Annotated in this window: 11 protein-coding genes and 1 pseudogene; 6 read left to right on the top strand and 6 right to left on the bottom strand. The window is 38.5% G+C overall.

The genetic code is table 11. The features are described from left to right. The first annotated feature begins 5 nt into the window (after positions 1-5). Positions 6-1,928 (top strand): PTS fructose transporter subunit IIABC, encoded by a 1,923-nt coding sequence (locus IGL90_RS02350; RefSeq protein WP_002366176.1) that lies wholly within the window; start codon positions 6-8, stop codon positions 1,926-1,928. Between the two features lie 51 nt (positions 1,929-1,979). On the opposite strand, the gene IGL90_RS02345 is transcribed toward IGL90_RS02350, so the two are convergent. Together IGL90_RS02345 and tig are read right to left on the bottom strand one after the other, a co-directional pair. Beyond that, the gene (locus IGL90_RS02345) at positions 1,980-2,642 is read right to left on the bottom strand and encodes a hypothetical protein (RefSeq protein ID WP_048737371.1); all 663 of its coding nucleotides are present in this window, start codon (positions 2,640-2,642) and stop codon (positions 1,980-1,982) included. Positions 2,643-2,753: 111 nt separating this feature from the next. Further along, positions 2,754-4,037: a trigger factor gene (gene tig, locus IGL90_RS02340; RefSeq protein ID WP_002355556.1), complete on the bottom strand. Its 1,284-nt coding sequence runs from the start codon at positions 4,035-4,037 to the stop codon at positions 2,754-2,756. Between the two features lie 346 nt (positions 4,038-4,383). Between tig and IGL90_RS02335 the strand changes: the two genes are divergently transcribed. From IGL90_RS02335 to IGL90_RS02325, 3 genes and pseudogenes are all read left to right on the top strand, one after another. Next, complete coding sequence (locus IGL90_RS02335; RefSeq protein WP_048737373.1) at positions 4,384-6,675, top strand: hypothetical protein; 2,292 nt, start codon at positions 4,384-4,386, stop codon at positions 6,673-6,675. Between the two features lie 54 nt (positions 6,676-6,729). Beyond that, positions 6,730-7,467: a WxL domain-containing protein gene (locus IGL90_RS02330; RefSeq protein ID WP_025187388.1), complete on the top strand. Its 738-nt coding sequence runs from the start codon at positions 6,730-6,732 to the stop codon at positions 7,465-7,467. A 35-nt stretch (positions 7,468-7,502) separates the two neighbouring features. Next, positions 7,503-8,583: pseudogene (locus IGL90_RS02325) on the top strand (DUF916 and DUF3324 domain-containing protein). 44 nt (positions 8,584-8,627) lie between these two features. On the opposite strand, the gene ptsP reads toward IGL90_RS02325, so the two are convergent. The 3 genes from ptsP to IGL90_RS02310 form a co-directional block, all read right to left on the bottom strand. Continuing rightward, positions 8,628-10,355, bottom strand: a complete 1,728-nt coding sequence (gene ptsP, locus IGL90_RS02320) for a phosphoenolpyruvate--protein phosphotransferase (RefSeq protein ID WP_002361251.1) — start codon at positions 10,353-10,355, stop codon at positions 8,628-8,630. Next, on the bottom strand, positions 10,355-10,621 hold the full coding sequence (locus tag IGL90_RS02315) for a phosphocarrier protein HPr (RefSeq protein WP_002355551.1): 267 nt from the start codon (positions 10,619-10,621) through the stop codon (positions 10,355-10,357). Before IGL90_RS02315 ends, ptsP begins: the two co-directional genes overlap by 1 nt. Positions 10,622-10,791: 170 nt before the next feature. Then, on the bottom strand, positions 10,792-10,983 hold the full coding sequence (locus IGL90_RS02310; protein WP_002366170.1) for a hypothetical protein: 192 nt from the start codon (positions 10,981-10,983) through the stop codon (positions 10,792-10,794). 301 nt (positions 10,984-11,284) lie between these two features. Here IGL90_RS02310 and IGL90_RS02305 point away from each other — a divergent pair, with 301 nt between their 5' ends. Together IGL90_RS02305 and IGL90_RS02300 are read left to right on the top strand one after the other, a co-directional pair. Continuing rightward, the gene (locus IGL90_RS02305; RefSeq protein ID WP_002386935.1) at positions 11,285-13,525 is read left to right on the top strand and encodes an ATP-dependent Clp protease ATP-binding subunit; all 2,241 of its coding nucleotides are present in this window, start codon (positions 11,285-11,287) and stop codon (positions 13,523-13,525) included. A 194-nt stretch (positions 13,526-13,719) separates the two neighbouring features. Further along, positions 13,720-14,034, top strand: coding sequence for a DUF1827 family protein (locus IGL90_RS02300; protein ID WP_002355547.1), 315 nt, complete (start codon positions 13,720-13,722; stop codon positions 14,032-14,034). A 43-nt stretch (positions 14,035-14,077) separates the two neighbouring features. Here the strand turns inward: IGL90_RS02300 and IGL90_RS02295 are convergent, their stop codons facing one another. Continuing rightward, a complete protein-coding gene (locus IGL90_RS02295; RefSeq protein ID WP_048737375.1) occupies positions 14,078-15,148 on the bottom strand; it encodes a hypothetical protein in 1,071 nt (356 codons plus the stop codon). Positions 15,149-15,182: the final 34 nt, after the last annotated feature.

Raw genomic sequence — 15,182 nt, 5'->3', positions numbered from 1 at the left:
ATAGAGTGAACATTAATGATTTATTAATAAAAGATGTCATGATTATGGATTTACAAGCTACTGATAAAAAAGGCGCGATTGATGAAATGGTCCAAAAATTATACGATGGTGGCCGCATCTCTGACATTGACACTTACAAAGAAGGAATTTTAAAACGCGAAGCACAAACATCGACTGGTTTAGGCGACGGCATCGCTATGCCTCACGCAAAAAATAGTGCCGTAAAAGAACCGACAGTTCTTTTCGCTAAAAGTAAAAAAGGTGTTGATTATGAAGCACTAGATGGACAACCTACTTATCTATTCTTCATGATTGCTGCTCCAGAAGGCGCCAATGATACACATCTCCAAGCGCTTGCGGCCCTTTCTCGATTACTTATCGACCCAGAATTTGTTGGCAAATTGAAAGAAGCAGAAACTCCAGAAGCAGTACAAGCTCTTTTCCAAGCAGCAGAAGATCAAAAAGAAGCGGAAGAAAAAGCAGAACAAGAACAAACAACGCCAGCACCAGAAAGCAATCGTAAATATATTATTGCTGTGACTGCTTGTCCTACAGGAATTGCTCATACTTACATGGCCGAAGATGCACTGAAGAAAAAAGCAAAAGAAATGGGCGTAGACATTAAAGTAGAAACAAACGGTTCAGAAGGAATTAAAAATCGTTTAACTGCTGAAGATATTGCTCGTGCTGATGGCGTGATTGTTGCAGCCGATAAAAAAGTAGAAATGAATCGATTTGATGGTAAAAAATTAGTCAATCGTCCCGTCAGTGATGGAATTCGTAAAACCGAAGAACTAATTAACTTAGCCATTAGTGGTGAAGCTCCTACTTTCCATGGCAGTGACTCGGCTGCAAGCGACCAAGAGGATTCAGCGGAAGGTTCAATCGGTTCTCGTATCTATAAAGATTTAATGAATGGTGTTTCTCATATGTTACCTTTCGTTATTGGTGGCGGAATTGCCATTGCTCTTTCCTTTATGATTGATCAATTTATCGGAGTTCCTCAAGATCAATTAGCCAACTTAGGGAATTACAATGACGTAGCTAGCTGGTTTAACCAAATTGGTGGCGCAGCATTTGGCTTTATGTTACCTGTCTTAGCTGGTTTTATTGCTTCTAGTATCGGGGATCGTCCAGGCTTAGTTGCTGGTTTCGCGGCTGGTGCATTAGCAAATGCTGGCGGAGCTGGATTCCTTGGGGCCTTAATCGGTGGTTTCTTAGCTGGTTATGTAGTGGTTCTTTTACGTAAAGTCTTCAAAGGCTTGCCAAAATCATTAGATGGAATTAAAACCATTTTATTCTATCCAGTTTTTGGTTTGATTATTACGGGCTTATTAATGTTAGTCATTAACATCCCGATGAAAGCAATTAATGATGCGTTAAATCATTTCCTACTTGGCTTAGATGGCACAAATGCTGCTTTACTTGGTGCCTTATTAGCTGGTATGATGGCCATCGACTTAGGTGGACCAGTTAACAAAGCTGCTTATGTTTTCGGTACAGCTACGCTAGCAAGTACTGTTGCAGAAGGTGGCAGCGTGGTCATGGCTTCTGTAATGGCTGGCGGAATGGTTCCTCCATTAGCAATTTTCGTAGCAACTCGTTTATTTAAAAATAAATTTACAAAAGATCAACAAGACGCTGGCTTAACCAATATTGTAATGGGCCTTTCTTTTGTCACTGAAGGGGCAATTCCTTTTGCAGCAGCTGATCCATTACGTGTGATTCCAAGTTTCGTGGTAGGTTCTGCCTTTACTGGTGCGTTGGTTGGTGCGTTTGGTATCAAATTATTGGCACCACATGGAGGAATCTTCGTCGTCTTCCTATTAAGTAATCCATTACTATATCTATTGTTCATCTTAATTGGGGCGATTATTTCAGGAATTGTCTACGGACTTTTGAAAAAACCTGTCGAAGTACCTGCTTAAAAAAAAACAGCAAAAAAGCGATTCAACCATGGTTGAATCGCTTTTTTATTATTATTTTCTCTTTATCGCATAATTTTCTAAATACTCAGGGTTTCCTTTGCTTCTGATATACGTGTACACGCCCATCACAAAGGCCCCAAGGGTATTGGTAAATAAATCCCCCATCGTATCCATCAAAGCAGCACGCCCAATAAATGGTTGGCCGTTGGACATATTATAGCGTTGTAAGTTCATGTTTCCTAATGAATCGCAGATAAATTCCCAGAATTCCCAGAAGACGCCACAAAGCCCTGCAAATGCAAACCCAAATAATAAAAATAACCACGGGGAAACATCGGCGTACTTCGTTTTCTTCAATAGGAAAGCAGCAATACCATAACCCACAGCAGTTAACAGCATCGGACTAACAAAGTGTAAAATTTTATCCCAGAACGAAATGATTGAAATCATATGCAACGAGGTTCCTAGGAATACTGAAATAAATAAGAAAAACCAGTAAAAATAAACGATGGTCGGTGGCATAAGAATTTTTAAAAATTTATTGACAAGATCTGGTAAAAAGATCAGCCCAATTCCAAGTAAACATTCGATAACAAACGTCACACCTTGTTTTGTTGAATACTTAGCCGTAAAAAATTCCCAGAGATTGTACGTCAAGCATAAGATGCCAAACACCACTAATCCATATTTAATTTTCGAATAATTTTTATCCATTTTGACACACCCTTTCAAAAGTTATTTTATATGAAAAAAACTGTAGATGAAAGACACCTTCCATCTACAGTTTTAGAAAACTCTATCGAATGAAGAGCTTATTAAAAATGTTTATTTTTCAACAGCTGTTTCAGTAATTGTTTCAACAGCACGTTTCATACGAATATCGTGTTCTAACATGTCGTTGTTTAATACTTTACGTACTTGTGCTTCAGGCATGTTGTATTGTTCTGCTAAATCTTTCACTTCAGCATCGATGTCTTCTTGTGTTACTTCGATGTTTTCAGCTTTGGCAACTGCTTCAATCACTAAGTTTGTTTTTGTGCGTGTTTCTGCTTCGCCTTCAAATTGTTTGTGTAAATCTTCTTCTGTAGAACCAGTTAATTGGTAGTACATTTCAGGAGAAATTCCTTGGCGTTGCATGTTGTTTAAGAATTCATCCATTGAACGGTGAACTTCGTCGTGAACCATTACGTGTGGTAATTCAACGATTTCAGCATTTTCAACAGCTAAACGAATTGCTTCTTCGTCTTTTGCTTCTTCAGCTGCTGCTTCTTTTGCTTCTGTCAATTCTTTACGGAATTTTTCTTTTAATTCGTCTAATGATTCTACTGAATCGTCAACGTCTTTTGCAAATTCATCATCCAATTCTGGTAATTCTTTTGCTTTTACTTCATGAACAGTTACTTTGAAGACTGCTTCTTTACCAGCTAAATCTTCTGCTTGGTAATCTTCAGGGAAAGTAACGTTTACTTCTACTTCTTCGCCAGCTTTTTTGCCAACTAATTGGTCTTCAAAGCCTGGAATAAATGAATTAGAACCTAATTCTAATGAGTAATTTTCTCCTTTGCCGCCTTCAAATGCTTCGTCGCCTAAGAAGCCTTCAAAGTCGATAACTACAGTGTCGCCATTTTCAGCAGCGGCATCTTCTTTGATTACTAATTCAGCTTGAGATTCTTGTTCGCGTTTCAAACGTGCTTCCACATCTTCATCTGTTACTTCACGGTCTTGTTTAGACACTGTTAAGTTTTTGTATTCGCCTAATTTTACTTCAGGTTTTACAGTTACTTCAGCAGTGATAACCCAGTCTTCCCCTTTATTCATGCTTTCAACATCAATTTTTGGTTGTGCTACTGGTTCAATTCCTGCTTCTAAAACAGCCGCTTCATATGCTTCTGGTAAAACAGCGTTTAACGCATCTTCGTATAACGCTTCTTCTCCATACATACGGTTAAAAACAGTACGTGATACTTTTCCTTTACGGAAACCAGGTACGTTTAAGTTTTTTTTCACTTTATTGAACGCTTGCGTTAATCCTTTTTCGATTACTGCTTGTTCGATTGAAAAAGTTAATACACCATCATTAGTGCCTTTTTTTTCCCATTTCGCAGACATTTGTTTCCCTCCGAATAACATTTAATTTTATACATCAAACTTTATTTATGCATACCTTTAAATAGTACACTATCCCTAGGAAAATGTAAATATTTTAAGTGCTAAGAAGTGAAAGAAAGACTCGATTTTTAGCAAACTATCAGTTTTTTAATTTTTTCGGATTAAAAAAGCATAGAATTTCGAGAAATTTCCTTCTTAAAACACTAAAAGATTGTGATTAAAATATCTTGTTCACAATCGGATGTAATCGCTTTACTTTATGAATGGCCCATTATAGAATGTATGTACTCAATATTTACTCAGTATATATTTTCGCCATTATACATATAATATAAAAAAGGAGAGGATGGTTTTGAATAAGTTCGTCTGGGGAATCTTTTCTTGCATCATATCATGGCTTTTTTTATCGCTGACTCAACCTTTGATAGCTCATTCTGAAACACTGAACCCTACAACTCACGCCTCTACTTTTAGTGAAACATTTACCTCAGTTTCAACAGAACAACAAACAACTCAAGCAACCGATATCGTGGAACAAGAAACCGAGCAAACACACACTTCCTCTGAAAACGATAAACCTATGGCACCTACGCCAGCTAGTGTTTCTGTTGGTAATAGCACCTTAAAAAGTACCTTAAGCACGGGAACGTATAACCAAGATATTATCACACTTTCGTATGAATACAGTGTGACACTTATCGGCTTAGCAATTAATGATCGACCGATTATTGCTATTCAACTTCCTACAGAAATTTCAAGCCAGTTAGATAACGACACTCTAAAGCAACAAGATTTTCTGACTCTTTTAACAGGGACTGTCAGTTATCCAGGAACAGCCACTCAAGATATTCACAGTTCAACTAACGGCGTCAGCCTCTCTTATAGTAGCACTTATCATTCTGTTTATCTGACTTTTCCAAGTAGCACCTTGGTGTTACTTCCCGGAACCAAATGGTCTGCCGCCATTTCATTTGATGTCGGCGCACTTTATAAACGAGGAATTTCAATCCCTCCTGCTCTTAACGGCAAAGACTATCCGATTCGAGGAACCTTTACAGATGTCGGCACTGGATTAGGCGCAATTAATATTATTATTGGGAATAATACAAAAACAGGCATAATTAGCAAAGCTCAACTTAGTTTAGGTAATTATCCCGTTCCTCAAGTCACACCAGCCAAACTAACTCAACCAAATCATCTGGACACTACTGTAACAGGGACCATTCAACAAGTACAAGACCCAAACTATAACTACTCTGTTCAATTAACCTTGAACCGCCATGATGGCACCACTACCCCCATTGTGGTGAAAGGGATTTCTGTCGATGCAGCCGGAAATTTCTCGACATCGTTAGCTTCACCATTAGAATATGGCGACACGCTCTCTACAATTGTCTTTGCTCGTTCAAAAACGTCAACCGACTATATTCAAAGCAGCCCCTCAGCTGACCAAAGTGTCAATTGGTCAATCCAACCAGTCACAAACGTAGTCGCCAATGCCGGCTCAACTCAACTTTCAGGTAAAGCTTCTCAAGCATCTAACGGAACCTATCAAGTTAAAGTACAAATAAATGGTGGTTCTATTTCCACAACGCCCTTAGATTCCAATGGCCATTTTCAATTTGCTAATTTACCCACTTTCCAAGGAGGAGAAACGGTCAGCTTGTGGGTCCAAGGGGTCAGCAATCGCACTGGCCTGCCTTTGTTAACCAGTTCTACTGTTTCTCAAACAGTTGCTTATCCTGTGCCTCAACTAACAGTCACGCAAATCATTGAGCGGAAAAATGCACAAGGGCTCTGGGAAGCTGCAAACTCTGTCGTAAGTGGTCAAATCATTCGTTTTACGTTAACCACACGTTTAACCAATCAACCAGCAACATGGATGAATCAGCAATTACGAGCAACGGTGCCTAAAGGACTGTCCCAACTTTCAGCTGCTACATTAACAAAACAATCAGCAGTAGGTTTAAGTACGCCAATAGCTGGGCTTCAACTTTTAACTGATAGTTCCACTGGTTTGCCGTATTGGAGTTATCACAATTCGCTGCCAGCAGATAATTTTACGGAAGCTAATACACAATTCACCTTACAATATACAGCAACGGTTACAGAAGAATGGATAAACCAATTTCTTTTATTTTCTAGCACGGTTACTGGCAATGATGGTGGCGGAACGCCAATTACGCCAATCACTAAGGAACAGTCTTTACCTATCAAAAACGGTACCCTCCGTTTTGTGCAGATGCCAACTACAGTTTCCTTTAAAAATTTACCTTTTCCCAGCAAACGAACCATATACTCACCATCGACCATCAGCGCTCCTTTCCTCATTGCCGATGGTCGAGTTGCAAAAACACCATGGCATTTGTTGGTAAGAGAGAGTCAGCCCATGCATTCAACTTCTACAAATAAAACGATCCAGCAAGCTTTCATTTATCGAAAAAATGGCAGTGATTTTCCTCTCTCCTCTTTAGCAACCGAAGTTTATCAATACACCGCAACGGACGATAACAATGTAGAAATTCCTTGGAACCAACAAAATGGACTTTTTTTAAGCGTTGCTCCTGACCTTAATTTAACGGTCAAAGAATCTTACACTGCCGAATTACAATGGATTCTTTCTGATACACCCCTCTAATTAGGATTTAGCTTTTTTAAAAGTTAAAAATAAACAAGAAAGAAGGAATAAAAAATGAAAAAGATCGTGCGCATTTCAAGCATTTTGTTCGTTGCTACGCCTCTTATGCTTTTAAATAGTCCAAAAGTTGAAGCAGCTCAAGTCGCTTCTATTCAATCCAACGCTGATATTACATTTGCTCTTGATAATACTGTCACGCCACCTGTCAACCCGACGAACCCTTCTCAGCCTGTGACACCTAATCCTGCTGATCCTCATCAACCTGGTACAGCCGGCCCCCTTAGTATTGACTATGTTTCAAATATCCATTTTGGATCAAAACAAATTCAAGCCGGAACAGCGATCTATTCGGCACAACTGGATCAAGTGCAAAATAGTACTAGCGATTTAATTAGCGTGCCAAACTATGTCCAAGTAACTGACAAACGTGGTCTAAATCTTGGCTGGAAATTATCAGTTAAACAGAGTGCGCAATTTGCTACAAGTGATTCAACACCCGCTGTTTTGGATAATGCATCCTTGACCTTTTTAGCAGCAACACCCAATTCAACACAGTTACTTTCTTTGGCACCATTAACGGTCCCAGTAACCTTGGATCCAACTGGTGCCGCCACTTCTCCTGTGGCGACTGCCGCTCTTTCAACAGGAATGGGCACTTGGACATTAGCTTTTGGTAGCGGAGCGACCGCTGCTCAAGGCATTCAATTAACTGTTCCTGCGACAACGAAAAAAGTTGCAGCTAAACAATATAAAACAACGCTTACTTGGATTTTGGATGATACACCACTTTAAAAGAAAACAAACAAGGTATTGTATGAAGTTGTTTCATGCAATACCTTGTTATAAAAAATTGTCAAAAAGGAGTGCACACTATGAATCAGCAGCTTTTTAAATGGCTCCATGCTATTAGCGTCATCATTTTTTTATTTTTTATTGGCTCTTATTCTGTAGAAGCAAGCGAAATGACTTTTTCTGTAAAAGCCATTTTACCCGACAATCAACGAACCAAAGAAACAAGTTATTTTGATTTACGTGTCGCTCCAAACCAAACACAAAAGCTACAAATCGAACTAACGAATCAAACAGCCAACGACATTACCGTGCTAGCTTCAGCCAATGCAGCGATTACTAATGATAATGGCTTGGCAGATTATTCTCATGCTGAAACAAAAAAAAGACCCATCTGCACCTTTTACTTTTAATGAGATTGCGCAATTACCAAAAGAAATCCAACTACCTAAACACTCAACCAAGACTGTTGAATGTCAGCTTACTTTACCGGAAAAACCATTTAATGGGTACGTTTTAGGAGGACTCTACTTTGAACAAAAGTCAGATGAACAACCTGCTCACTCAGAAAACGGCGTGGCCATCAATAATCGTTTTTCTTATGTAGTCGGCGTCTTACTTAGTGAAACAGATGAACCTGTTCAGCCAGAATTATCTTTAAATGAAGTAAAAACCGATCAAGCTAACGGTCGTAACCGCATATTAATGAATCTCCAAAACAAACAAGCGGCTATGATTAAAAAATTACAAGTCGATGCCTCTTTATATTATGAAAAAGAAACCAAACCTCGCTACGAAAATCACCAAGAGTCGTTAACAATGGCCCCTAATACAAATTTTAATTATCGGATTGACTTAAAGGAACAACCTTTTGTTCCTGGAAATTATACTGTAAAAATCAAAGCAAACGATGGCTATCAAGACTATTCGTGGGAAAAACACTTAGTCATCCAAGAAAAAGAAGCTAAAAAATACAATGCTACCGCCGTCAACCTCCCACCTGAGAAACACACCAATTTCCCTTGGAAACTAGTGAGTAGCATCACGCTGGTTTTTCTATTCATTTTGGGAAGCACGATTTATTATTTCAAGAAAAAAATACGTGAATCGCAACAATAAAAAAGCACATCGACAATTGTCGATGTGCTTTCATAATCACTTAATTATTTTGTATATTCTTCAACTAATGCAACGACTTCTTCCATCGTGTCGCATTCTTTTAATGCACGATCAGCAAGTTCAGCCATTTTAGTTGTGTCTAGACGTTTCATCAAGCTACGTGTTTTAAGGATAGATGTAGCACTCATTGAGAACTCATCTAAGCCCATACCCAATAGTAATGGAACAGCTGTTTGATCGCCCGCCATTTCACCACACATACCAGCCCATTTACCTTCAGCGTGTGCTGCATCAATTACATTTTTAATTAAACGTAAGATTGATGGGTTGTATGGTTGGTATAAGTAAGAAACGCGTTCGTTCATACGGTCTGCCGCCATTGTGTATTGGATTAAGTCGTTAGTTCCAACACTAAAGAAGTCAACTTCTTTGGCAAATTTATCAGCTAATACGGCAGCTGCTGGAATTTCAATCATAATACCTACTTGGATATCGTTTGAAACTTCAACACCTTCGTTGACTAATTTTTGTTTTTCGTCTTCAAAGATTGCTTTCGCTGCTCTAAATTCTTTCAAAGTAGCAACCATTGGGAACATGATACGTAAGTTACCATGAACAGACGCACGTAATAATGCACGCATTTGTGTACGGAACATGCCGTCACCTAGTTCTGATAAGCTAATACGTAATGCACGGTAACCTAAGAATGGGTTCATTTCGTGTGGTAATGTTAGGTAAGGAAGCTCTTTGTCCCCACCAATATCCATTGTACGAACCACAACTGGTTTTCCTTCCATTCCTTCAAGAACTGCTTTATACGCTTGGTATTGGTCCTCTTCAGTTGGAAAGTCAGATGAATCCATGTATAAGAATTCTGTACGATATAAACCAACAGCTTCGCCGCCGTTTTTGTGTACGCCTTCTAAATCTTTTGGTGTACCAATGTTTGCAGCTAACTCAACATGTTTGCCGTCAGCTGTCACTGTTTCTGCATTTTTTAGTTTATCCCATTCTGCTTTTTGATCTGCATAAGCTTTTGCTTCTGCTTCAAATTCAGATTTTTCAGCATCTGTTGGGTCAATAATAACATCCCCAATGATTCCGTTCACTGCTAAAATATCGCCTGCTTTTACTTTGTCAGTAATTTCTTTTGTACCAACGATTGCAGGGATTTCTAACGAACGAGCCATGATTGCTGAGTGAGAAGTACGTCCGCCGATGTCTGTAACAAAGGCTTTAACATACGTACGGTCTAATTGTGCAGTATCACTAGGTGTTAAGTCATGGGCAACCACGATTACTTCTTCGTTAATCATTGAAGGATTTGGAAGAGTCACACCTAATAAATGTGCTAAGATACGTTTGGCAACGTCACGAATATCTGCTGCACGCTCTTGCATGTAAGCATTGTCGTCCATTGCTTCAAACATACCAATATACATATCCGTAACTTCTTTCAAGGCAGCTTCTGCATTGACTTTGTTGTCTTGGATATTTTGTTTGATTTGACCAACCATTTCTGGGTCAGATAAAACCATTAAATGAGCATCGAAAACTTGCGCTTCTGCTTCACCAAGGCTTTGAGCTGCTTTGTCGCGAATTGCTTGCAACTCTTCAGTAGATTTTGCTAAAGCATCGTCTAAGCGAGTTGCTTCTGCATCAGTATCTTCTACGGAAGTTTTGTTGAAAGACAAGTCAGGTTGAACTAGCAGGTAAGCTTTAGCAACAGCAACGCCATCACTTGCGGCAATCCCTTTTAGCATCTCAGACATTATTCAGCCAATCCTTCTTTTTGTAATGTTTCAACGATTGCTGCCATTCCTTCAGCTTCGTCAGCACCATCAACAGTGATTGTTACGTCAGAACCTTGACCAACGCCTAAAGACATAACGCCCATGATTGATTTTAAGTTAACAGATTTACCTTTGTATTCTAAGTTAATATCTGAGTTAAATTTGCTTGCAGTTTGTACTAATAAAGTAGCTGGACGTGCGTGAATTCCTGTTTCTGCTACAATGTGAAATTCTTTCTTTTCCATATAAATCGGTCTCCTTCGTAAATAAAAAATTTTTATGTTAGGGTTTTCCTTTCTTGATACGCTAAAATCAAACGTCTACTCGAAAAAAGACCCTTTCAGTTTCTAAGATTACCATTTTTTTCTATCTTACACAACACTTTTTGCTTAAATTTCGTGATGTTTTGCACTGACTATTCTTCCTCTTTTTGGTAACGATAAATGATTCGTCCATTTAACCCCGCTTCTCCAACAATTTCCGCGCGGTCAGGTAAAGAAATCCAAGCATCACGAAATTGGAAAAATTCATTTTGCTCCACGATTAATTCAGAGATTTCTCCAGCTTTTAATGAAGCAATTTTTTCTACAAAAGGATTTTCAGCCATTGATTTCACCACTCTTTCTCTTAAATATCAACTCCTATAGTTTACTTGAAAATGGCGCAATTGTCTGTAAAAAAATCGAATCTTTGCCTTTTTTTAAACAAGGTCTTTTACTTGATTCTCTTACAAAAAATGCTATAATAACTTCAAAGGTCAAAAATGGTCAAGTGGTTTTATAGACAGAATTTATTCTTGCTATCTAGTACTTGGCTGGTTTGAGGAAAAATGGTCTGTTTACTAGAAATAATAGAGCAAACAACTATTTTTCTGGCCTCAGTTATTTTGAAAGGATGTGTTTCATTCAATGATTTGTCAAAATTGTCAACAAAATGAAGCAACAATTCATTTATATGCAAATGTGAATGGTCAAAGAAAACAACTGGACTATTGCCAAAGCTGCTATCAAAAATTAAAAAATCAAGCAAATAATTCCCCTCAAAATATGGGACAAGACCCTTTTGGCTTTGGGAGTTTAGACGATTTATATCGTTCTCTTTCTCGCCAAATGCAACAAGGTAATCCTTATGAACAACAAACACCACCCACTCAATTTGGTGATGGTGGTAATGGAGGTCAACCCCCTCGCGGAGGCGCTGGCGCTGGTCAAGGTTTACTAGGCGAGTATGGGATTAACATCACCGAAGCGGCACGCCAAGGAGATATCGATCCTGTGGTAGGACGTGACCAAGAAATTAAGCGTGTCATTGAAATCTTAAATCGCCGTACAAAAAACAACCCCGTTTTAATCGGTGAACCAGGTGTTGGTAAAACAGCCGTTGTCGAAGGTTTAGCCCAAAAAATTGTCGATGGCGATGTGCCCCAAAAATTATTGGACAAAGAAGTCATTCGTTTAGATGTGGTTTCACTTGTTCAAGGAACTGGTATTCGCGGACAATTTGAAGAACGGATGCAAAAATTGATTGAAGAAATCACTGAAGCTGAAAATGTCATTTTATTTATTGATGAAGTCCATGAAATTGTGGGTGCTGGTGCTGCTGGTGATGGCAATATGGATGCTGGCAATATTTTAAAACCAGCCTTAGCACGTGGTGAATTACAATTAGTCGGTGCCACAACTTTAAATGAGTACCGTATTATTGAAAAAGACGCTGCCTTAGAACGTCGGATGCAACCAGTCCAAGTAGATGAGCCAACCGTTGCCGAAACCATAACGATTTTACATGGTTTGCAAAAACGTTATGAAGATTATCATCATGTTAAATATACAGATGAAGCGATTAACGCAGCAGCAAACTTATCCAACCGTTACATTCAAGATCGCTTTTTACCAGATAAAGCGATTGACTTGTTAGATGAATCTGGTTCAAAAATGAATCTAACTATTCAACTCGTCGATCCAAAAACAATTGATAAAAAATTAGCAGAAGCGGAACAACAAAAACAACAAGCTTCCGCAGAAGAAGATTTTGAAAAAGCGGCTTACTATCGTGATCAAATCAATAAATTACAAGCAATGAAAGAAAAACAAATCAGCGATGAAGAAACACCCGTCATCACTGAAAAAGATATTGAAGCCATTGTGGAACAAAAAACTGGCATTCCTGTCGGTGACTTAAAAGAAAAAGAACAAACCCAATTGAAAAATTTAGCTGTTGACTTAAAAGCTCATGTTGTCGGACAAGATGATGCCGTCGATAAAGTAGCTAAAGCGATTCGTCGCAATCGTGTAGGCCTAGGCAAACAAAACCGCCCAATTGGTTCCTTCTTATTTGTAGGGCCAACAGGCGTTGGTAAAACAGAATTAGCAAAACAATTAGCCTTTGAGCTATTCGGTTCAGAAGATTCGATGGTTCGTTTTGATATGAGTGAGTATATGGAAAAACACAGTGTTTCTAAACTGATTGGTTCTCCTCCAGGCTATGTTGGGTATGACGAAGCTGGACAACTCACAGAAAAAGTCCGTCGTAATCCTTATAGTTTAATTTTATTGGATGAAATTGAAAAAGCACATCCTGATGTTTTACACATGTTTTTACAAATTCTCGACGATGGTCGTTTAACAGATGCACAAGGTCGTACAGTCAGCTTTAAAGATACCATCATTATCATGACAAGTAATGCTGGAACAGGAGCTGTGGAAGCTAACGTTGGCTTTGGCGCTGCCCGTGAAGGTGTGACTAAATCTGTTTTAGGTCAATTGAACAACTTCTTCACCCCCGAATTCCTTAACCGTTTCGATGGTATTATCGAATTCAAAGCATTAAGCAAAGAAAACCTGATGAACATTGTCAGCTTGATGTTAGAAGAAGTAAATGGCTTATTAGCTAAACAAAAATTACACATTGAGGTTCCAACAGAAGTCAAAGAGAAACTCGTTGATTTAGGCTATGATCCTGCAATGGGCGCTCGTCCTTTACGTCGAACAATTCAAGAACAAATTGAAGACGGCATTGCTGAATACTATCTAGATCATCCTGAAAATCATCAATTAGTCGCAGCGTTAGATAACGAAGGTAAAATTATCGTAACTGGCGCACAAGAAGTGACTAAAACAGAAACTTCAACATCTGACCAAGCAGAATAATCAAAAATCCGCACGCATTAATAACAATGCGTGCGGATTTTTTTATGCTTTTCACTTTTTATTTTCATCAAAAAAAACTATAATAGAAGAAAGATATTCGTATACTTGTTCCTCATAGAAAAAATTCAATCTGGAACTCCTGTACATAATTGGAAACGCTCTTTTGCAGCACACAACTATAATGAGGTGATAAAATGAAATTAGTGAATGTGACCAATAGCTACAAACAATTAGTAAATAAACAATTGGAAAACACGGATGCTTACTTTGTAAAAGTCTACTCAGCAGGAAACACGACCGCTGTCTATTCAGAAGCAGCTCACCATGTGGAAGTTCTGATTATGAATAAAAATCGTCGCATTCGTCCGACAGAAGTAAAAGAAATTTTAGCAAAACTGTTAAAACGATTACCTAAAGAGGCTTATGACCCAGATGAAATTTCTATCATTGAATTAAACCATGTGACCGAAGTGTCTGTTCCATTAAAAGTTTCCCTCATGGAAAACTAAAAAAAAACTGCCGAAGTTTCCCCACTTCGGCAGTTTTTTCAATTTATTGTGACGTTATTTTTTTTACAAGACTTTGATAATTTTCCGACCAGGCTTCCTCATTTGTCGGACTGACTAATTTATTTTCCTCGATTGCTTTTTTTCTTAAGTCATCTACTTCTTTTTTGAAATTTTCCCCCGATTTTTGAGCATAATCTTTTGAAAAATATTTTGATTGGCGAGAATAAGCCTTCAGTTTCGCATCTTTAATCTCTTCTTCTGTATCTGCAAAATATTCATCATAACGAAGATCGGTTATTTTCCCTGAATCTTTTAACGTAATAACCGTTAAACGTCCAGAAAGCCCCTCCCCAAAATCTTCTGTTAGACTTGTATAATGTTCTTTTGAGGGTTCTTTGATTTCCTTGGCTAAAGCCCTAGCAGCAGGAAGATAGCCATTATTAGCGCTATTGGATTGACCTTTGGCTGTCTGGAAGGCGCCATCTAGACGATTTTCAGTAACCATTTGATTTTCTAAAAAAGTCATCGTATTAACAACGGTCACTAACGATTGATCAGTTCGGGCGTTGTTCGCTTGAAAATTTGCATAGCCGGATAAACGTTTTGTCACTCCTGCCCATTCTTCAGAATAATAGTTTTTAGGTCCACGTTCATCAAATTCCACTAACTGAATTTGTTGATCCTTAACAACGACATCAATTAAAGCCGTATAGCCGCCATCAAACACGACTTCATGATGATAATAATCTCCTTGAACTTCCCCGATTTCTGGACGACCTGACCAATACATCTTCTGGGCTTTTTCTTCTGGACTAATTACTGATTGTCCATTATTAGCTTCTACTGTAGCGCCAGAAACAGCATCAACTTCAAAGGTATGTCCATTACGCTCATAACTCACTTTGGCAGCACTCTCTTTCGATTGATTATTCGTGTTTGCCTGCTCCTCCTGCTTTACAGAAGTGTCATTAGTGGCTTCCGAGGCACCACTCGTTACTTGGCCTGCTTCTGCTTCAGTACTTTCTTTCATTTTTTCAGTTCGTTGATCTGGTTGGCACCCCATTAAAATAAGCATTGAACAAAATAACCCGACAACTATCTTTTTAGTTTTCATTTTTCCTCCTTTTAAAGCTCATTGAATTACCATC

The organism is Enterococcus sp. DIV1307a (genome assembly GCF_050537425.1).
GTDB lineage: Bacteria > Bacillota > Bacilli > Lactobacillales > Enterococcaceae > Enterococcus > Enterococcus faecalis.
This window is presented reverse-complemented; position numbering and strand designations above follow the sequence as displayed.

Excerpts from the sequence above, each read along its gene's own strand:
- IGL90_RS02345 (WP_048737371.1), bottom strand. The coding sequence starts at position 2,642 with ATGGATAAAAATTATTCGAAAATTAAATATGGATTAGTGGTGTTTGGC.
- tig (WP_002355556.1), bottom strand. The coding sequence starts at position 4,037 with ATGTCTGCGAAATGGGAAAAAAAAGGCACTAATGATGGTGTATTAACT.
- IGL90_RS02335 (WP_048737373.1), top strand. The coding sequence starts at position 4,384 with ATGGTTTTGAATAAGTTCGTCTGGGGAATCTTTTCTTGCATCATATCA.
- IGL90_RS02330 (WP_025187388.1), top strand. The coding sequence starts at position 6,730 with ATGAAAAAGATCGTGCGCATTTCAAGCATTTTGTTCGTTGCTACGCCT.
- ptsP (WP_002361251.1), bottom strand. The coding sequence starts at position 10,355 with ATGTCTGAGATGCTAAAAGGGATTGCCGCAAGTGATGGCGTTGCTGTT.
- IGL90_RS02315 (WP_002355551.1), bottom strand. The coding sequence starts at position 10,621 with ATGGAAAAGAAAGAATTTCACATTGTAGCAGAAACAGGAATTCACGCA.
- IGL90_RS02310 (WP_002366170.1), bottom strand. The coding sequence starts at position 10,983 with ATGGCTGAAAATCCTTTTGTAGAAAAAATTGCTTCATTAAAAGCTGGA.
- IGL90_RS02305 (WP_002386935.1), top strand. The coding sequence starts at position 11,285 with ATGATTTGTCAAAATTGTCAACAAAATGAAGCAACAATTCATTTATAT.
- IGL90_RS02300 (WP_002355547.1), top strand. The coding sequence starts at position 13,720 with ATGAAATTAGTGAATGTGACCAATAGCTACAAACAATTAGTAAATAAA.
- IGL90_RS02295 (WP_048737375.1), bottom strand. The coding sequence starts at position 15,148 with ATGAAAACTAAAAAGATAGTTGTCGGGTTATTTTGTTCAATGCTTATT.